Annotated in this window: 21 protein-coding genes; 5 read left to right on the plus strand and 16 right to left on the minus strand. The window is 43.1% G+C overall.

Going from position 1 to position 20,056, the window contains the following annotated elements; genetic code table 11:
* Nucleotides 1-23: 23 nt before the first annotated feature.
* Nucleotides 24-764, minus strand: coding sequence for a sensor histidine kinase (locus AC1DFM_RS26200; protein ID WP_477079726.1), 741 nt, complete (start codon nucleotides 762-764; stop codon nucleotides 24-26).
* Between the two features lie 519 nt (nucleotides 765-1,283).
* On the opposite strand from AC1DFM_RS26200, the gene dxs reads away from it, so the two are divergent.
* The 3 genes from dxs (at nucleotide 1,284) to AC1DFM_RS26215 (ending at nucleotide 5,579) form a co-directional block, all read left to right on the plus strand.
* Nucleotides 1,284-3,209, plus strand: coding sequence for a 1-deoxy-D-xylulose-5-phosphate synthase (gene dxs / locus AC1DFM_RS26205; protein ID WP_477079727.1), 1,926 nt, complete (start codon nucleotides 1,284-1,286; stop codon nucleotides 3,207-3,209).
* A gap of 83 nt (nucleotides 3,210-3,292) precedes the next feature.
* A complete protein-coding gene (locus AC1DFM_RS26210) occupies nucleotides 3,293-4,339 on the plus strand; it encodes a 2Fe-2S iron-sulfur cluster-binding protein (protein ID WP_477079728.1) in 1,047 nt (348 codons plus the stop codon).
* A 115-nt stretch (nucleotides 4,340-4,454) separates the two neighbouring features.
* Entirely contained in the window at nucleotides 4,455-5,579 is a 1,125-nt protein-coding gene (locus AC1DFM_RS26215) for a PAS domain-containing protein (RefSeq protein WP_477079729.1), read from the plus strand.
* A gap of 4 nt (nucleotides 5,580-5,583) precedes the next feature.
* Here AC1DFM_RS26215 and AC1DFM_RS26220 read toward each other — a convergent pair whose 3' ends face one another.
* The 12 genes from AC1DFM_RS26220 to AC1DFM_RS26275 all read right to left on the minus strand — a co-directional run bounded on the left by AC1DFM_RS26220 (nucleotide 5,584) and on the right by AC1DFM_RS26275 (nucleotide 14,760).
* Nucleotides 5,584-5,961 (minus strand): hypothetical protein, encoded by a 378-nt coding sequence (locus tag AC1DFM_RS26220; RefSeq protein ID WP_477079730.1) that lies wholly within the window; start codon nucleotides 5,959-5,961, stop codon nucleotides 5,584-5,586.
* A 136-nt stretch (nucleotides 5,962-6,097) separates the two neighbouring features.
* Nucleotides 6,098-6,823, minus strand: a complete 726-nt coding sequence (locus AC1DFM_RS26225; RefSeq protein WP_477079731.1) for an HAD-IIB family hydrolase — start codon at nucleotides 6,821-6,823, stop codon at nucleotides 6,098-6,100.
* A 114-nt stretch (nucleotides 6,824-6,937) separates the two neighbouring features.
* Nucleotides 6,938-7,651, minus strand: coding sequence for a pirin family protein (locus AC1DFM_RS26230; protein ID WP_477079732.1), 714 nt, complete (start codon nucleotides 7,649-7,651; stop codon nucleotides 6,938-6,940).
* Between the two features lie 144 nt (nucleotides 7,652-7,795).
* Entirely contained in the window at nucleotides 7,796-8,206 is a 411-nt protein-coding gene (locus AC1DFM_RS26235; protein WP_477079733.1) for an OsmC family protein, read from the minus strand.
* A 174-nt stretch (nucleotides 8,207-8,380) separates the two neighbouring features.
* Nucleotides 8,381-9,010, minus strand: coding sequence for an NAD(P)H-dependent oxidoreductase (locus AC1DFM_RS26240; protein WP_477079734.1), 630 nt, complete (start codon nucleotides 9,008-9,010; stop codon nucleotides 8,381-8,383).
* Nucleotides 9,011-9,093: 83 nt separating this feature from the next.
* The gene (locus tag AC1DFM_RS26245; protein WP_477079735.1) at nucleotides 9,094-9,618 is read right to left on the minus strand and encodes a YceI family protein; all 525 of its coding nucleotides are present in this window, start codon (nucleotides 9,616-9,618) and stop codon (nucleotides 9,094-9,096) included.
* Between the two features lie 41 nt (nucleotides 9,619-9,659).
* Nucleotides 9,660-10,532 carry a pirin family protein gene (locus AC1DFM_RS26250; RefSeq protein ID WP_477079736.1) on the minus strand — a complete coding sequence of 291 codons (873 nt, stop codon included), beginning with the start codon at nucleotides 10,530-10,532 and terminating at the stop codon, nucleotides 9,660-9,662.
* Between the two features lie 103 nt (nucleotides 10,533-10,635).
* Nucleotides 10,636-11,544 (minus strand): helix-turn-helix domain-containing protein, encoded by a 909-nt coding sequence (locus AC1DFM_RS26255; RefSeq protein ID WP_477079737.1) that lies wholly within the window; start codon nucleotides 11,542-11,544, stop codon nucleotides 10,636-10,638.
* Nucleotides 11,537-12,331 carry a segregation and condensation protein A gene (locus AC1DFM_RS26260; RefSeq protein WP_477079738.1) on the minus strand — a complete coding sequence of 265 codons (795 nt, stop codon included), beginning with the start codon at nucleotides 12,329-12,331 and terminating at the stop codon, nucleotides 11,537-11,539. Before AC1DFM_RS26260 ends, AC1DFM_RS26255 begins: the two co-directional genes overlap by 8 nt.
* 136 nt (nucleotides 12,332-12,467) lie before the next feature.
* A complete protein-coding gene (locus AC1DFM_RS26265; protein WP_477079739.1) occupies nucleotides 12,468-13,412 on the minus strand; it encodes a DUF3078 domain-containing protein in 945 nt (314 codons plus the stop codon).
* 96 nt (nucleotides 13,413-13,508) lie between these two features.
* A complete protein-coding gene (gene mscL / locus AC1DFM_RS26270) occupies nucleotides 13,509-13,937 on the minus strand; it encodes a large conductance mechanosensitive channel protein MscL (RefSeq protein ID WP_477079740.1) in 429 nt (142 codons plus the stop codon).
* Nucleotides 13,938-14,013: 76 nt separating this feature from the next.
* Complete coding sequence (locus AC1DFM_RS26275; RefSeq protein WP_477079741.1) at nucleotides 14,014-14,760, minus strand: PPK2 family polyphosphate kinase; 747 nt, start codon at nucleotides 14,758-14,760, stop codon at nucleotides 14,014-14,016.
* 119 nt (nucleotides 14,761-14,879) lie between these two features.
* Between AC1DFM_RS26275 and AC1DFM_RS26280 the strand changes: the two genes are divergently transcribed.
* Entirely contained in the window at nucleotides 14,880-15,785 is a 906-nt protein-coding gene (locus AC1DFM_RS26280; RefSeq protein WP_477079742.1) for a DMT family transporter, read from the plus strand.
* A 99-nt stretch (nucleotides 15,786-15,884) separates the two neighbouring features.
* On the opposite strand, the gene frr is transcribed toward AC1DFM_RS26280, so the two are convergent.
* Both frr and AC1DFM_RS26290 read right to left on the minus strand, forming a co-directional pair.
* Nucleotides 15,885-16,448, minus strand: coding sequence for a ribosome recycling factor (frr, locus tag AC1DFM_RS26285; RefSeq protein WP_477079743.1), 564 nt, complete (start codon nucleotides 16,446-16,448; stop codon nucleotides 15,885-15,887).
* A gap of 120 nt (nucleotides 16,449-16,568) precedes the next feature.
* A complete protein-coding gene (locus tag AC1DFM_RS26290) occupies nucleotides 16,569-17,717 on the minus strand; it encodes a glycosyltransferase family 4 protein (protein WP_477079744.1) in 1,149 nt (382 codons plus the stop codon).
* 163 nt (nucleotides 17,718-17,880) lie between these two features.
* Between AC1DFM_RS26290 and AC1DFM_RS26295 the strand changes: the two genes are divergently transcribed.
* Nucleotides 17,881-18,717, plus strand: a complete 837-nt coding sequence (locus AC1DFM_RS26295) for a transketolase (RefSeq protein WP_477079745.1) — start codon at nucleotides 17,881-17,883, stop codon at nucleotides 18,715-18,717.
* A 97-nt stretch (nucleotides 18,718-18,814) separates the two neighbouring features.
* On the opposite strand, the gene AC1DFM_RS26300 is transcribed toward AC1DFM_RS26295, so the two are convergent.
* Nucleotides 18,815-20,038 (minus strand): FtsX-like permease family protein, encoded by a 1,224-nt coding sequence (locus tag AC1DFM_RS26300; RefSeq protein ID WP_477079746.1) that lies wholly within the window; start codon nucleotides 20,036-20,038, stop codon nucleotides 18,815-18,817.
* Between the last annotated feature and the right edge of the window lie 18 nt (nucleotides 20,039-20,056).

The following is a 20,056-nucleotide window of genomic DNA, read 5'->3' on the forward strand; positions in this document are numbered from 1 at the left end:
TACAGCCGGTTATAACAAGTGATTTAGAGCAAAGGCATGACTACTGTAGCTTCTACCGTCCGCTCATCTTTATTCCTGATTTCAAAAGAGGCCCTGTTGCCAAACAAAAGACTTAACCTTTGCCGGGTGCTCTGTAAACCAAAGCCATGGCCATTGATACTATTTTCTACTATTTGCCCGGTATTCTCTATGGTAATGATATGATGCATACCCTTCAAAGAAGAGTTAATGTACACCGATCCTCCCATAATAACACGGGAAATCCCATGCTTAATGGCATTTTCCACCAATGTCTGTAACATCATCGGCGGTACCTGCAACTCCAACGTATCCGGATCAATCTCATACTTTACATTTAAACGCTCCTCAAAACGGATATGTTCCAATGCAAGGTAATCCTTTACAATGTTTAATTCGTTTTCCAGGCTCACCGTCTCCGCTTTCTCCGTTTGCATTGAACTCCGCAATATGTTGGAAAGCTCTGTAATAGCCGTTCTGGCACGTTGAGGGTTCTCATCTACCAATGCCCGGATACTATTCAATGCATTAAAAATGAAGTGCGGGTTCATCTGCGCCTTGATCGTTTTGAGTTCCAGTTCCTTCACCGTTGTTTCCAGCTTCAGCTGATCTACCTGCGCACTCCGGTTCCGCTCTATGTAATGCCAGATGTAATAGATCAACCACCAGATAAAAGAAACAAAGAAAGGAGACACCACCCCCTTGATAATACTGGAGAAAAGATCTTCCAGCTTATAGTTAAGCATAAAATACATCAGTGCATTAAATGAAATAAATAATGTCACTGCAGTACCGGTCACCATTGTAAAAAATAGAAAAACCTGCTGCTCAGAACTATAGGTTACCCAATTGCGCCTGTTAATTAATGTGCGAAAAAGATGTGTTATCAAAATCCCTAACGTTGTAAAAATCAACAGGTTAACAAAATCAATAAGCTTAACTATCGATTTGTCCTGGGTATAGTAGATAAAACAATTTAATACGCAATAGGTCATCCAGCCCAAAATCTGACACCACCAGTATTTGTTTATATGCTTAAACATTAAATCAAATTAGTAAACTTCACCTATATTCCAAAAATACCCTACCATACCCCCTGTTGAAACCTAAATGTTATAAATGGTGAATCAAAACCGGTAAATGGCAGATGCCTGTATCTGAATGGCGGGATATCACTTATCTGTACTACTTTCCTGAGCCGGGATCACTATTTACCACATATTTTTATGTATTTTTGTTACTTCATATAAACCCTGAGCCCAATTATGAATATAAAGGCAGGTCAACTGTTGAGCCAGATAGAATATCCCGCTGATTTGCGAAAGCTGAGTAAAGAACAGCTTCACCAGGTATGTGAGGAGCTGCGTCAGTATATTATTGACGTAGTAAGTGTGCATGGTGGCCACTTTGCGGCCAGTCTTGGTGTAGTTGAGCTTACAGTGGCTTTGCATTATGTTTTTAATACCCCGTACGACCAACTGGTATGGGATGTAGGCCATCAGGCATATGGCCACAAAATCCTGACCGGGCGCCGGGAAGCATTTCCGACCAACCGGAAATACAAAGGACTCAGTGGATTCCCTAAAAGAGACGAGAGCCGGTACGACACCTTCGGTGTAGGACACTCCTCTACCTCCATCTCCGCTGCACTGGGTATGGCCATGGCCTCCCATTACAAAGGCGAATTTGACCGTCAGCACATTGCCGTAATCGGCGATGGCGCCATGACAGCAGGTATGGCCTTTGAAGCACTAAACCACGCCGGCGTAGCCAATGCCAACGTACTGATTATCCTGAACGATAACTGCATGTCCATTGATCCTAATGTGGGCGCGCTGAAAGAATACCTGACAGATATCACCACTTCCCCCACCTACAACAAGGTAAGGGACGATGTGTGGAACCTGCTCGGAAAACTGCCGGTAGGCAAGAAATTCACCCGGGACATGGCCTCCAAACTGGAAGCCAGCCTCAAAGGAGTGGTATCCAAATCCAGTAACCTCTTCGAAGCACTGAAGATGCGCTATTTTGGCCCCATCGATGGCCATAATATCACCAAACTGGCCGATACCCTGCAGGACCTGAAAGATATCCCCGGTCCAAAACTGTTGCATATCGTTACCACGAAAGGTAAAGGCTATGCCCTCGCAGAAAAAGACCAAACCACCTGGCACGCACCAGGCCTGTTCGATAAAATCACCGGCGAAATATTCAAGAAACCAGTCACCAGCCCTCAACCTCCTAAATACCAGGATGTTTTTGGACATACCATCATCGAACTGGCGGAACAAAACGATAAAATCATCGGTATCACACCTGCCATGCCTTCCGGCTCCTCCCTCAAATTTATGATGGAGAAAATGCCGCACAGAGCCTTCGATGTAGGCATCTGTGAACAACATGCCGTTACCCTATCTGCGGGAATGGCTACTCAGGGTATGCGCGTATTCTGTACCATCTATTCCTCTTTCTTCCAACGCGCCTTCGATCAGGCGGTACACGATGTATTGATTCAGAAACTGCCCGTAATATTCTGCCTCGACAGAGCCGGACTGGTAGGAGAAGATGGACCAACACACCATGGTGCGTATGATATCGCCTATATGCGCGGTATTCCAAACGTCATCATCAGTGCGCCTATGAATGAGGAAGAATTGCGGAACCTGATGTACAGCGCACAATTACAGGAAAATGAGATGCCTTATGTAATCCGCTACCCACGCGGACAAGGTGTAATGCCTGAATGGCGTACTCCGTTTAAAGCAATCAAACCAGGTACCGGCCGCAAAATCCGCGATGGTAAGGACATAGCGATCCTTTCCCTCGGACATACCGGTAACTTCGTAACAGAAGCCTGCAAAGAATTAATAGGAGATGGGCTCCAACCCGCTCATTACGATATGCGCTTTGTAAAACCACTGGACGAAGCCCTCCTCCACGAAATATTCCAGTCTTTCGACAAGGTTATTACAGTGGAAGATGGTACCATAGTAGGTGGCTTCGGTAGCGCCGTAATAGAATTCATGGCCACCAATGGTTACAGCGCACAAATAAAAAGATTAGGCATTCCTGATAAATTGATAGAACATGGTAAACCGGAAGAACTCTACCGCGAATGCGGCTACGATGCCGCCGGTATTGCCCGCACTACCCGGGAAATGCTGAAAGAAAAAATTACGGTAACCATTTAGGAATTTAGTTATTTAGCTTAGCTATCTGAGTACTTCGTTTCTTTCGGAAACCAGGTGTACAGGTAGCTAAATTTTTTTATACTATGTACTTTCAGCTCAGGATTACGGATATCATACGCGAAACACCAGGTACTTACACCTATAAACTGGAAAATACCACCCCGGAACCACTGGAATACCACGCAGGCCAATTCCTGACCTTTCTCCTTACCCTTAACAACAAAGAATACAGACGATCCTATTCCTTTAGCTCTACTCCGGGCATAGATCCGTTTATGTCCGTGACCATCCGCGAAAAGGAAAACGGCGAAATATCCCGTCACCTGATCCACACCTGGAAAAAAGGAGACATCGTAACAGCACTGGAACCCTCCGGACGCTTCACGTACGAGCAACCGGTCATAGCGGAGAGAGATATCTTTCTGCTCGCAGCCGGCAGCGGCATCACGCCTGTATTTTCTCTGCTAAAACATATCCTGAAAAACGAGCCTGGCGCACATGTTAAACTGATCTATAGCAACCAAACACCGGCAACCACCATCTTTTACCAACAGCTACAACAATGGCAGGCTCGATATCCGGAACAGCTACAAATCCTCTTTCTTTTCAGTAATGATCCGGATAGCGATCATACTTACAGAAGACTCAATAACATGTTACTGGAGCAACTGGTAACAACACACCTGCGCTACGCCCGTAATGCTGCTGCATTCTTCCTTTGCGGCCCTCCTGACTATATGCGCATGATTCTGCTCACCCTCACGTTTATGGGGTTTCAGGAAACACAGCTGCACAAAGAAAACTTCGTGGTCAATACGGATGCACGCATCGCTAAAACGCCACCTCCACCTGACCACCAACCCAAAAAGGTATTGATACGATACCGTAATGAAGAACATCATCTCGAAATACCCGGAAATCAAACGATCCTGAGCTATGCGCTGGAAAATGAAATATTACTGCCTTATAGTTGTAAGGGAGGAGTATGTGGCTCCTGTACAGCACAGTGTGTAAGTGGCAAAGTATCCATGTCCGTAAATGAAGTACTCACCGATAAAGAACTGGCAGAAGGCCTGGTGCTGACTTGCGTTGGATATCCCGCCAGCGATAACATCATTCTCGAATTATAATCACTTATAATACAAAAAATACTACCAATCATAACTCCTTGAGATAATTTTTTCTGTTGCTCAAAATTTAGGTAAATTATCTGAAAATCAGGTCATGCGGAATGCCCCTTTAAAGATGGCTTGCTTAGTTTTATTATTCATTGTCATTGTAATTAACAGCTATCTCCTCATAAAAACCGATCCAGGCCAGCACACATTCTTGCTTGCCGGGAGCATCTTATTATCTGCTGGTATCTTCATATTATTCTTCTTCACTACTGGTTGGCGTAATTATCGTTCCCTTCAATTCGAACATCTGTTCAACGAATATCCCATTCCCATGTGGATTTACGAGAAAGCTACCATGCGCTTTCTGTCTGTAAATAATGCCGCACTGGAAAAATATGGTTATTCCAGGAAGGAATTCATGGCACTAACGCTAAAGGATATACGCAACAAGGAAGATATACCCCTGCTCATAGAAAATGTCCATGAACGCTGCAGCAGCGGTGAATACAGAGGAATATGGCGCCATCGCAAAAAAGACGGCAGCAACTTTTATGTAGAGATATATTCGTTGCCGGCCATTTACTACGGGAAAAACGCCCGCTTTATTATGTCGAAAGATGTAGATGCTGAAGTAAGAGCCAGCAAAGAAGCACAGGAATTGGGCATGCGTTATGAATTGCTGGCGCAGGCCACCAATGACGCCGTGTATGATAAAAATATGGCGACCAATAAAGTCACCTGGAACCACGGACTCGCTAATCTATTCCAGTATAACAATATTCAGGAAACTGATCTCGTACTATGGTGGCAGGCAAATATACATGCCAATGACCATGCAAGGGTAACAGCATCTCTCGCAGCCTGTATATCTGCCGGCTTTAACTATTGGTCTGAAGAATATCGCTTCCAATGCGCCAATGGCGAATACAAATATGTGGTTGACCGCGCTTACATTATTTATGAAAATGGCCAACCCCATCGTATGGTAGGCACCATACAGGATATCGACAAACATGTTAAACAAGCCATGTTACTGGAAGATCAAAACAGAACACTGAGAGAAATTGCCTGGATCAATTCACATGAAATACGTCGTCCAGTAGTATCCATACTAAGTATTACCGGGCTATTCGATAAAAGCAACCAGGACCGGCGTCTCAACTCCCAGCTAATGGAATGGTTGCATGAATCCACACAACAGCTGGACAGTATCATTCATAAAATAGAGCATAAAGTCAAGACCCTCGAATAATCATTTATGGCTCACAAGGCATAAAATGATTGAAGTCTTCCTTTAATGCCACATATAATTTCTGGAATATTTCCATACGGGTTTGTATGGTATCAAAGTCATCAACCGGACGGTCGTCATGCACTACAGTGACAGGCGTGTCTGCTAACTTTTTGGCACATTGCTTAATGTCGTGATGCATTTCATCTGCTACTTCCCGTTGGCGTAGTAAACGGTTTTCAAAGTGTTCTACTTTAGTCATTACTTCCCTGGAAGCTTTACTAAGACTAATCTGTTCCAATCTCTCGCGCATCATCTTCACTTCATTTCTTACCTCATTTACTTCTTCTTTCCAGGAATTAAGCTGCTGGTGCAGTTCTTCGGTGGGAGTTGTCATTTCCATGGTGTATTGATTTATCAATTTAAATGATGATTGAAAAGCTATTCATCATACCAAACGCTGTTGTCAATATCCATATCAAATTACTTGCAAAGACCTATTCTAAGGTACAATCTTTTTCTCTTCTGCCCATCATTTTTCACCCTTCTTTTTGCAGATAAATACCGAATTCCGGGAAATATTCCATCGCCTCCAGAATGCCACCGGCTCCTGCGCGCTGTGCCTGTAATACATGCGCCATGGCAGCAGTTTGCTTCACTAATTCGGGTTCCGAATCACCTACTACAACGCCTTTAAATCCAGTAGCATACATGGAATAATCATTCATGGAATCGCCGGCTACTAATACCTCTTGATGTGGCAATGCCAGCACTTCCAACAACTGCTGTAAGGTATATCCTTTGTTTACACCAGCAGGTAATACATCCAGGTATTTACCGGCAGACAATACCAGATCGCATCGCAGGGAGGTAGCCAGCAGTCGCGCGCCGTCAATATCTGTTCCCTCATCATAGTAGTAGGAACAACGATACTGCTGATGCGCTTCCTGGTGTAATAAACCCCTCACTGTTTTAAGCGTTTCTCTTACATGATCACCCGGCCATTTGGCTGCAATATTGGCCTGTACCGGTTCTACAGCGGAAAGGGTAGGAAGGTGGGTAACCGTGGCGCCTACATCGCAAATGATATACTCGGGACGGGGCAGTGCCTTATCTTCCAATAACTGTAATACGCTTCGTATACCCCTGCCTGTTACAAATACCAGCTGTATCTGCTTATTATGATGCAACAGGTTATATAGGCGATTCTTATCTTCCGGTGTACCTCCCAAAAAAGTACCATCCAGATCGGTGGCTAATAGCATGATGATTCCTCTGTAGTGGCTGTTAAATAATGACGTCAATAAAAATATAAAAAAAAGACCAGCCTTACCAGCTGATCTTTTATATAACGGGTTAGTATATAGTGATGTGTATGATTAGCCCAACATTGCTACATCTAGCAGCAAAAACTCTGCCGGTTTAATCACTTCGATGGTAGCTTTATCATAATCAGACAATCCAATAGCATCACGGGTTTGCAATACTTCACCGGCTATCTTTACTTCTCCGCTCAATAAAAACAAATAACTGCCTATACCTGCTGCTTTGGGTGTGATGTCCAGCGTTTTACCGGCATCAAATTTACCCAATGAAAACCAGGCATCCTGGTGCAACCACAGCCCATCGCCATTTTTATCCGGCGATACAATTACCTGCAACACATTTTCACGGGACGCAGGATCAAATGTTTTCTGATCATACCGCGGTGTTACGTTCCGTTCCGCCGGTATTACCCATATCTGCAGGAAACTTACATCTTCCGTTTTTGAAGCGTTAAATTCTGAGTGTATTACGCCGGTTCCGGCACTCATAATCTGTACATCATTCTTGCGAATAACTTCCTGTTTACCAGTATTATCACGATGCTCCAATGCACCATCCAATACAATAGACACAATCTCCATGTTATCATGCGGATGCGCACCAAATCCCATTCCTCCCTTCACTACATCATCATTCAACACACGCAACGCGCCGAAGTGAATTCGGTTAGGATCATAATAATTAGCAAAACTAAATGTATGATGACTCTTCAACCATCCATGGTTAGCATAACCTCTGGTATCTGCACGATGAATAACTTTTTTCATAACTACATCTCCTTTTTAATACCTCACAAATATCGCTATAAACACGCCGCCAGAGAATGGATCAACCGTTGAAAAGGATGGACAAAAAGCAAACAGCCTGTTGTATTACTACAACAGGCTGTCTGCAATATGCTATAGACTTAATTACACCAACTTCGCGTCAGTAGTAATAGCAGCATTCAGTACTTTGCTCACAGGGCAGTTAGCTTCTGCATCTGCTACAAATTCAGCAAATTTTGCTGCATCCAGTCCTTCTACGCTGGCAGTTACTTCCAGGTGACTGGTGGTGATAGCGCCATTTTCCAGGGTGATAGTGCATTTGGTATCAATGTTACCAGGCGTAAAACCAGCACCAGTGATTACAAAGCTCAGTTTCATGGTAAAGCAACCAGCATGTGCAGCTGCAATCAGTTCCTCAGGGTTAGTACCAATACCATCTTCAAAACGGCTGCTGTAGGAGTACTGAGTTTTGTTCAATACAGTTGACTGAGAAGTTAAAGTGCCTTTACCTTCTTTGCCGGTACCTTGCCAATTGGCAGATGCAAATCTTTTCATGTTAAATTTTTATTTTTTCTTGTTAGAAAAATCAGTGTGGAGGCCCAAATTACAAATTAATCGGCAATAAAAAACGCCGGAGCTTCCTGCAGTCAAAACCAGCTCACTTATTTCCACAAAAAAGCCGCGCAATCTCTTGCGCGGCTCTATACCTGTTTTCCTGTCAATTGATCCTTATATCGTTTCTACCAATTCTGCTATTGGCTTACGTACTTTCTTAGCATGTTGCATCACATCATCCGCCGCTCTGAATCCTACTGCAGCAATGACTACGGTAGCAAGTCCTTTATCTTTCAATCCTAAAATTTCATCGTATTTAGCTGCATCAAAGCCTTCCATTGGACACGCATCTACATTTTCAACGGCTGCGGCAGTGAGCAGGGTACCTAATGCCAGATACGCCTGTTTGGCGCTCCATATGGCAGTTCCAGCTGCTCCCAGGCGATTTACGGTACCTTTCATCATACCCGAAAAACCTTCCAGTTGCTCCTGGTCTATCTGACGTGTAGTAGCGATATTACTCGTATAATCATCCACGTGAGAGTCATTCAGGTCTGTATATCTCGCAAAAACAATCAGGTGCGAAGCATCTGTTATCTGCGACTGATTATTCGAAGCCAATTTCAGTTGCTCACGTACTGCKGGATTTTCCACAATCAGTATCTTATAGGGTTGTAATCCATAAGAAGACGCCGACAGTCTCGTGGCTGCAATCAGTTTCTCCAGTTGGGCTTCACTTAATTGTTTAGCCGGATCAAATTTCTTAACGGCATAACGCCATTCCAGTTTACTCAGAATATCCATTCTCCTCATATTGTAATCCAGATATGCTGTTCAGGATACAGGGCTGTAAATAAACAGCATATCTGAATAATTGTATAAAATGCTTATTGTTTAACCATTTGCACACTTGCCAGTAACTTCACTTCATCACTCAGCAATATGCCGCCGGTTTCAGTAGTGGCGTGGAAAGTAAGACCGAAATCTTTACGGTTAATTTTACCGGTTAATTCAAATCCGGCTTTAGTTTGACCATAAGGATCTACTACTTCACCACCAAATTCTACGCTCAGTTCTACCGGACGGGTGTTGTCGCGGATCGTTAAATCGCCTATCAGTTTATAATTCTCTGCGTCTACTTTCTTTACTTCTTTTGACACGAATGTGAGCTTAGGATATTTCTCTGACTCAAAGAAATCAGCTGCCTGCAGGTGTGCATCACGCTGCGCATTCTGTGTGGAAATACTGTTGATGTCTGCTTCGAAAGAGATGTTAGCAGTACTGAAATCGTTGTCAGTGGTCTGCATGGTACCTTCAAATTTTGCAAACTGACCGGTTACGGTCGTAATCATCAGGTGTTTCACTTTAAATTGTACATCACTGTGTGAAGGATCAATTTTCCAGGTTGTCATATAAATTTTAGTTTTAGTATTATTAATAAATGTGAGTGTGATTAGTGTAATTCGCCCATTTTACCGGCGTTGTAGTCGTTGATAGCTTGTCTGATATCCTCTTCCGTATTCATTACAAAAGGACCGTAAGCGAAAATGGGCTCATCTATCGGCTCTCCGCTCAATACTACCATACTGGTATCTTTCAGCGCAGTAATGGTAATTTCAGTGCCTTTGCGTTCGAATAAGGCCGTTTCTACGGCTTTCACCGGCTGACCATTAATATCCACTTCGCCCTGAAATACTACCGCTACGGTATTGAAATTTTCCGGTACGGAGAAGGTGATGCTGTCATCTTTCTTCAAACGCACATCCAGTACATTCACCGGAGAAAAAGTAGTAGCAGCGCCTTTGGTATCATTATACGTTCCGGCAATTACTCTTACATAACCTTCTTCGCTCACTTTTACTACCGGGATATCTGCTTTTGCCAGATTCTGATAAGACGGTGGATTATTTTTAAATGCTTTAGGAAGATTTACCCACAGCTGGGCAAATTCTGCTTTACCCCCTGTTTTGGTGAATGCTTCACTATATTTCTCTTCGTGTAAAATTCCGCCTGCTGCAGTCATCCATTGTACATCGCCAGGATACAGGAATCCATGACTACCGGTAGAATCCCGGTGTTCCAGTTCGCCCTGATACACGATGGTAACTGTTTCAAAACCTTTGTGCGGATGTTCGCCTACACCACGCGGCCTTGGGCTCGGTGGAATATAGTTAGGGGCCGCATAGTCCATCATAATGAATGGGCTGATCACGTTATTTTCAGAACGGGTACCACCTGGTAAGGTACTTTGTACCCGGAAGCCATCACCCACCATGTGGGGAGCAGCTGCTATAACTATCTGATTTACATGTTTTTTTGTGTTCATATTGTTTGCCTCCTTAAGACAACACAAAAATACATGTTGCAACACCATTCAAGAATGGATAAAACGTCGGTAGTGATGGACTTTTTTCAAATTCCGGGAAAAATCAGGCAGAAGGGCTCATAGAAGAGCGGGAAGCATCCTTAAACTCAGACGGGCTCTGGCTGGTATACTTCTTAAAAAAGCGGCTAAAATAATGGGGATCATCAAATCCCAGTTTATAAGCTATTTCTTTCGCGGTGAGATCAGTATTATATAAATAGCGCTGGGCTTCCAGGATCACCCGGTTACGGATATGTTCTCCGGCTGTAATGCCAGACAATTGCTTGCTGATTTCATTCAGCAACACGGGTTTAATATGCAGTAATCCGGCATAGTCAGACACGGTTTTGAGTGTCTGGTATTTTTCCTCTATCAGATTTTTGAATTTCAGGAAGATGGAACTATTGTGCATCGCATGCTGTTCAGGAGAAATGGCCACATTCTCTCCTTTAATGCGGGATGCCAGCACCAGGAAATAGCGGAGCAGTCCATGGATGGCCATTTCATATTCCGGCTCCTGTGTAGTCAGTTCCTTCATCATGAGGCGCACCACGGCGTCAATATCTTTCTCCTGCTCATCATTGAGATGTATCACGCTGCTGAACTGGCTGTTAAAAAACAAGCCGGAATTAATACCTGATACCTGCGTCTGATCTTTCAAACACATAAAAGCATCCCGGAAGGCAATCATATAACCTTCAATTCTCTCGGTTGCCTGTATATTATGCACCTGGCCAGGCGCAACAAAGAAAAGCGTATTCTGGGTTACTTCATAAGTAGTAGCATCAATGGTATGCAACAGCTTACCACTTTTGATCCAGTAAATGGTATAGAAATCATGTCGATGCGGCACACCAATCTGATCGAAAAAGGGATTGCCTAATTCGCAAAGACCAGATACCACAAAACTGGCATCCACCTGCGCGTATTCCGGTAAGGACACAATGCCTATATTTTCACGTTTCTCAGCCATCTATTAAGGTTCCTGCGGGTTCTTCCTCCCTCTCGGAAGGATCAATATACTCAATAATAAAGTTGTTTCTGCCTTCTCCCACCATAATACCCATATGCTTCATTTGTACCAGTTCCAACATACTCAGAAACAGGAAAATAGCATGTACTCTGTCTTTACAGTGATCGAATATTTTTTCGAAAGATAGGGTTCGCTCGGCTCTTGCTAATTCTTCCATATACATCCTGGAGCCTTCCATCGTGTAATCATATTTATACACTACGTGCTGGGGCTTATTATCGCGCTCTTTCATGCGCTGCATCACCTTTTCAAAGGTTTTGGTCAGCTTAAAGAGGGTAAGGGTTTGCACCTCCGTACCTTCACTCGTCACTTCTCCAATTTCCGCCAGTTCTTTTGCTATATTACCCCGTTTAATCTGCAGCATCCGGTCGGCCTCCATTTCGGCGAGTTCCGCTGCTGCCAGCTTATAACGCTTGTATTCCAGGATTTTGTCTATCAGCTCCATACGTGGATCAATCTCGTTACCTTGCTCATCCAGCTCCTTGCGTGGCAACAGCATCTTGGCTTTGATACGCATGAGGGTGGATACAAAGAGAATGAACTCACTGGCCAGTTCAATATTCAATGACTCTATATGGTGGATATATTCCAGGAAATCCTGCGTCAGACTATTGATAGGGATATTATAAATATCCAGCTCATCACGCTCAATGAAGAACAGCAACAGGTCGAAAGGACCTTCAAACTGCGGTAACTTAATTTTATATACAGGTGCTTGCTCGCTCACGTATTGCGTTTAATAGTTGTTTAAAAAAGAATTCGCACAGAGGCACTACGGAAAACGAATAACCGATGCTTTGTGACCGGCTTCTTTTACACAAGGTGCCTGTGTGCGATATCAAAAATAACAAAAATCCGGCGAATCAGAACTTCGCGGCAAAACCCACCCCTATAATCTGCTTAATCTGCAAACGGGGGCCCATTACGCCAGTCTTCTTATTCTCAAATACTTTTACATCATCATCATAAATCATATCTACCGTCAACATGGCTGAAATCCACTTATTTACTTTAAGCTCCAGCGCATTGTTAAACATCACATCAATATTTTGTGGATTATGTCTGTAGTCGGAGAAAAGATCTAACCGGCCTTTGTAGGTCATATTTTTCGCGAAAGTCTTCACATAATTAGCAGACAGATAAGCGCCTATTTCATACTTAAAATGACTACCGGTATCTACCCCATAAGCCCCTTGTTTGGAAAGAAAATCATCCATCACAAACACAAAACGGGAGGTAATAGGAGAGAGAAATAAAGAAAATGAATTATTCGGTTTATAGTCAAAACCCGGTGATACCAACACATACGCAGGTGAAAAGAACTTAGACGACAGCTGTTTCGACGTATCAGAAGGATACAGGAAACCATTTGCAAACTGTGTACGCAAGTTGAGTAATCCGCTTAAATACCAATGTCTGCCAATATCATAGCCATATTTGGTAGTGAGGTCAATACGGTCATCACTTTTACGGCCACCTAAACTGGTGGTATTGAGGTAACCATAAGCCAGGTCAGCTACGTTGTCCCAGGAGTTTCTTCCTTTTTTATAAAAAGCCCAGGCATAGAGGTTAGAACCAATAGAGAATGAAAAATTATCTCCACCGGCAGCCCAGTTGCTCAATGATCCCTGGTTAATATTCACATTGATGTTCATCCCTTTTCTCCATAGTTTGGGGATGGTGTCGCTATCATCTTTTTTGATTTTACCAGCAACTTCATCTCTCGACTTCTTCATCCAGTCATTTTGCGCGTGTACAGCTGTAAACAATAGCATACAGCAGGCAATGGATAAAGTAAATTTTTTCATCAATTTATTATTTAAGGTGAGTATACATATATACCATTCACCTATTACCTCCCGGTGGGAAGAAATAGGTGAATGGGGATTTTAGAGAAGATATACTTATCTGGATTTTTTAAGTTCGTCACGAATTTCCGTGAGTAATTTTTCTTGTGTAGATAATTCTGCTGGGGCAGGGGCTTCTTCTTTCTTCTTCGTCAGTTTATTCATGAATTTTACCAGCACGAAAATACAGAGCGCAATAATCAGAAAATCGATGATGCTTTGAATAAATGCACCATAAGCAAATACTGCGACACCCTTTGCTTTCGCATCGGCCAGCGTGGTCACTACTCCCTTGCTATCATCCAGTTGATAAAAGATGTCATTAAAGTTTTTTCCCTTGGTAAATATGCCCACAATCGGCATCAGAATATTATCAACCAAAGATGTAACGATCTTTCCAAACGCACCTCCAATAATCACACCCACAGCAAGATCCATTACATTGCCTTTCATGGCAAACTCTTTAAACTCTTTGATGAACGACATAATGCAAGGTTTTAGTAGTTAGAATTAAGTGAGCAAAATTAAAACATAATCCCCGAAGGCGTTAATTATTAATTGATTATTTCTTTAACCGGGGATATTTCATATCCAGTGATTTCAGTGTATCCCTTAACGTTAGCGCAATCAGGTACTCTTTATACCAATTTTGATCAGCCGGTACAATGAGCCATGGTACGTAGTTACAATGATTAATAGCATCTTCGTAAGCTTCCATATACTTATCCCATAGCTTCGCTTCTTTCAGATCATTCTCATTATACTTCCACATCTTGCGCGGATCTTCTGTTCGTTCAACCAAACGTTGTGTTTGTGCGTCTTTCGATACATGCAAATAACATTTGATGATGTGTGTATTGTTATGTACGGTCAACAGTTTTTCAAAATCATTGATGGCTTCCATTCTTTTATGCACCATCTTGTTATCAATCCATTTGTGTACACGCTGTATCAGGATATCCTCATAGTGGGAGCGGTTAAAAACCTGGATCATTCCTTTACCGGGCGCATGCTGGTGTACCCGCCATAAAAAATCATGTTCAGATTCTTCTGTGCTGGGCGCTTTAAAAGAGTGTACCGTACAGCCCTGTGGGTTCAGCGTACCTGTTACGTTTTTGATCACCCCATCTTTACCACTGGCATCCATTCCCTGCACTACCAATAGTATGCTGTGTTTGTGCTGCGCATATAGCAGGTTTTGCAGTTCGTCCAGTTCCTGCAATATCTCCTGGGTTTGGGCTTTTACTTTCTCTTTATCCAGCTTCTTAGGGGCTGCGGTGCTGATCGCGGACAACTTGATTTTACTCATGAAAATTGCATTCTTATAAATAAATTTAACAAAATCAAATCATAACTGTTGCAATAACACGATTTATATTTTGTTGAATGCCCTTGATACCTGCACCTTTGTAGTCGAAATTTGTAGTTATGCATCAACGTTTTGCCCATTGGGGAGTTTTTATTTTACTCTCGCTTACCTGGGGCAGTTCCTTTATATTAATGAAGATCGGACTGGAATCATTCACCTCCTACCAGGTAGCCAGCTTGAGATTGGTGGCCGCGGGTATTGCTTTAGCGCCCTTTTTACCTAAAGCATTACAACAAACCCCACGCAACAAAATACCCATCATATTGCTTTCGGGTATCCTGGGTAACGGGATTCCTGCCTTTCTTTTTTGTTTGGCAGAAACGGAAATAGACAGTTCCCTGGCGGGCATCTTAAATGCGCTTACCCCGCTGATGGCGCTATTATCTGGGATTATCCTCTTTAAAAGTCCTTTTAAAAAGGCGCAGCTCACCGGTATCTTCGTAGGGCTGTTAGGGGTAGTATTGTTATTCACATCCAAAGGCATTAATACCAATGGCCATTGGTATTATGCACTGCTGGTTATCCTGGCAACGATTAGTTATGGGGTTAATATCAGCCTGGTACATCACCAATTGAAGGGATTTTCTTCCCTGCAACTGGGATCTATTGCGATGGCCTTTTGTGGTATTTGCACATTTCCAATTCTGTGGTGTAGTAATTTCTTTCCACAGTTTACTCAGCCTAATGCGCCATGGCGGTCCCTCTCAGCGGGTTTAATATTAGGTGTGATGGGTACTGGTATTGCGGCGGTATTATTTTTTCTCCTAATAAAACGTGCCGGGTCTATGCTGGCTTCCATGGTAGCATATGCGTTGCCGTTAGTAGCAGTAGGTTGGGGGTTATTGGCGCATGAGTCTATTACCTGGATACAAGTGTTATGTATGGGGATTATTTTGGTGGGTGTATACCTCGTAAACCGTGCCAGTCAGCCTCCGGCAGAGAAGGCAGTGGAACAGGCCCGCTAAAAACAGGCATAAAAAAGCGGAGATATCAACTGGAACGCATCCAATGATATCTCCGCTTTAATTTTTAATGGCAATTGTGTCAGGCTGCGCCTGATATCACTAAATCGCCATGATTTCCTTCTCTTTCACTTCGCAGTGCCTATCGATCAGGAGAATATGCTTATCGGTCATGGCTTGAACATCTGCTTCGGCATCCTTAGCAGTATCTTCACTTAAACCGTCTTTTTGTAATTTTTTTACAGACTCAATGGCATCGCGGCGAATACTTCTCACTGCTACCTTTGCCTGCTCACCTTCGTTATTTACTCTCTTCACAAATTCCTTTCTGCGTTCTTCTGTTAACGGAGGGAGGAATAAACGGATAATAACACCGTCGTTTTGTGGGTTGAGTCCAATATTAGATGCGATAATAGCCCTTTCAATAGGCTGCAGCATGTTTTTTTCCCATGGCTGAATAGTGAGGGTACGTGCATCTGCAATGCTCACGTTAGCTACCTGGTTAAGTGCAGTTGGCGCACCATAATAGTCAACGAAAATACCATCCAGTATTTGCGGATTAGCTTTTCCCGCTCTGATTTTTGTAAGCTCCAATTCCAGGTGCCCGATAGCTTTTTTCATTGTGTCCGCTGCGTCATCAATGATAAGCGTTAGATCATCTTGCATAACATAAATAGTTAAGTGCGTGCAAACCTACAGGTTTTCTTTTAATCGTCAAAGTAACGCCCTGATAATAGCAGGAGAAATGCCTGTAATATGCCTTAGCAGGAAATTATCGGGTGATAATTACTTATCCTGCAACACACCATCTGTTGTAACACGCAATATTTTGGTGGATTCTTTTCCAGGAACAGCTGTGGCAATTGGCTGAATCACCGGCTCAGGTATAGCCTTGGTAGCCAGTTTCTTTCTGCGGGCAAGGTATAACATGCCGGTAAAGAAGGTAGCAGAGCCAATCACCGCCATCAATAATAAGGTAGCTCCCATTCCCTGTAAAACAAATGCTCCCAGTATATAGGAGGCGTTAATGCCTACTGATACAAGCGTAGTTTGTCTGTGATTCAGTTTCAGGTCAAGCAGGTAGTGATGGATGTGATTTCTGTCGGCCGAGAAAGGAGATCTTCCTTGCAACATGCGCACAGCAAATACACGCAGGGTATCGAATAACGGAACTATCAGGATGGCAAAGGCCACTGCCGGAGTAGCTGCCACTGGCATCTTACCAACAGGATTTCCTGCCACATCAATAAACTTAAGTATCAATACCGCATTTACCAGCCCTATCAGTAAGGACCCCGTATCGCCCATGAAAATACGGGCCGGAGAAATATTATAAATCAGGAAACTGGCCAAACCACCTGCCAGTGCGAAGCCTATTACCGCATAGGTAATTTCACCCACATGCAGGAAGTAAGCACCCAATACTGCACTCACCAGTAAACCAATGCTACCGGCATGCCCATCTACACCATCAATCAAATTAAAAGCATTAATGACAACAATGAAGGTGAAGTAGGTCAGCATAAGGCTGATATTGGGAGGAAGTGTATAAATTCCCATGAATCCATACATACTGGTAATCTGCAAATTGCCCAGGTAGATAATTGCAAAAGAAGCTGCCAGTTGTCCAATCAATTTTTTGAGTGGCGACAAACCAACAATATCATCTTTCATACCCACCATGAAAATGATGAAGAACGCAGCCATCATATACTGAAACGGCGAATTGGCCATTGCGGGCACACAAATAGCCGATGCAATAATAAATCCGGAGAAAAATCCAATTCCTCCGAGTGTGGGTATGCGCTGCTTATGCGTTTTTCTTTCGTCCGGTTCGTCGTAAAGATGCTTTAATTCCGCGACTCTGATTAGTATTGGAATCGAAAAATAGGTAACCACAAAACTTAGGACGGTAGCAATTAATACATTCTCCATTAGTGGGGCTTAATTGTGCAAAGATATTAATTTCAACGAAATGTGAAAAGAAACGTTAAAAAAATCAAGTTTTTTAATACATTGGAACCGCAAAAAAAACATTCAACAACCACAAATTCTACGAAATTCGATTAGTTTTGCGGTACAAAAATTAACAACTATCATGCCACAGCTCAAAGATATTGCTACTCAGGTCAGAAGAGATATTGTACGGATGGTACACGGGGTTCAAAGTGGACACCCCGGAGGTTCGTTAGGTTGCGCAGACTTTTTAACTGCACTGTATTTCAAAGTAATGGATCATACACCAGTACCTTTTGATATGGATGGTAAAAATCAGGATCTGTTTTTCCTTTCCAATGGTCACATATCTCCTGTTTTCTATAGCGCCCTGGCTCGTTCAGGATACTTCCCGGTACAGGAACTGAGTACTTTTCGTAAGCTGAACTCCCGCTTGCAGGGCCACCCCACTACACACGAACACTTACCAGGTGTACGTATTGCATCCGGCTCCCTCGGCCAGGGAATGAGCGTGGCCATCGGCGCAGCACTCGCAAAAAAATTAAACAACGATAAAAACCTGGTATTCTCTCTCCACGGCGATGGCGAACTGGAAGAAGGTCAAATCTGGGAATCTGTGATGTTTGCTCCACACCACAAAGTGGATAACCTCATCATCACTGTGGATCTTAATGGTCAACAAATTGATGGGACTACTGATGATGTGGCCGGACTCGGCGATGTAGGCGCAAAATTCGAAGTATTCGGATGGCACGTACTGCACATGAATGGTAATGATATGGACGATGTTGTTGCTACACTAGAAAAGGCTAAAGGTCTCACCGGTCAGGGCAAACCAATCGCCATTATCATGAAAACCGTAATGGGACAGGGTGTTGACTTCATGGAAGGGCATCACGAATGGCACGGTATCGCTCCAAGCGATGAACAATTAGCCAAAGCATTGGCACAATTACCGGAAACTTTAGGTGACTACTAATATTGTCAGTCTTTAAAAAAACTTAAAAAGGGAATGCTTAATTATTAAGCATTCCCTTTTTAAGTTTTTTTAAAGACTGACACCTCATATCAATATCCTAGGTAGATTTCAGCGTTATTCCTTCCACAGCCGCTCTCCGCGCAGGATACCAGCTGGCTGCCACGCCAATAATCATGATCGTAATAAATACCAGTAGAAAATCTTCTACATGCATACTTACTGGATAAGTATCTACCAGGAAAGAGGTTCCTTCCAGCTTAATAATCCCAAAGTGCTGCTGTAACAAGCAAAAAGAAATACCTAAGCCCAACCCGATCAGTGTACCAATACCAGCTATAATTAATCCCTCTGCCAGGAAAATGCGCATGATCAACGATCTACGCGCTCCCATAGCTTTGAGAATAGTAATATCTTTCTGCTTCTCCATCACCAACATATATAAAGACCCTATCATGTTGAAGGCTGCAATAATCATAATGAAACTCAGTATAACATATACCGCCCATTTCTCCGTTTGCATGATGGCATACAACGATTGATTTTGCTCATAACGCGTCTGCACCTTATAATCCTTCCCTAACAGTTGTGTCAGTTTCTCCTTCAGCAGCTTTTCGTTTACGCCTGCCCGTGCTCCTATCTCCAACGCCGACATTTCATGATCCCCCAGCTCCAGCAGCTTACGCATGAATTCAATATTGGTAATTACATATTTGCTGTTAAACTCCTGCTGGATAGCAAAAGTACCTGCAGGATACAATACCCCGTTATTCAGGGCATCTTCAGGTGTTACAAACGCATTGGCATTCCTGCGTGGCAGATATACTGTTACCGGCGCCAGACTATGTACTACATCCACTCCCAGCGCACCTTCCAGCTCCAAACCAAGTACAGCACGGTAAGCCACGCTATCGCCAGTATCAAAACGCCCTCTTACAATATTATTTTTAACATCCGTTACTTCGTTATAATTATCATCTACCCCTTTTAGAATAGCAATCGTAGGCTCATCACCGTAGCGCAACACTGCTTTTTCTTCTATAACTTCCGAAAAGTGGGCTACACCGGATATTTTCGATATCTGTTGTAACTGGGCAGGAGTGAGGAGAATTGTTTTCCCACTGGCGGGGGCAATTTTTATAGCAGGATAAAAAGAAGAGTAAAGGGATTTTACCAGGTCTTCAAAGCCATTAAATACACTTAATATCACAATCAGGGCGCCTGCCCCCACTGCAATGGCTACCACACTTACCCAGGCAATGATATTAATCGCATTGGTAGATTTTTTAGCCCGGAAGTAACGGGAAGCAAATTGCCAAACCATGTTTCTTTAATTACGGAT

It is taken from the genome of Chitinophaga sp. 05T412, assembly GCF_056396465.1.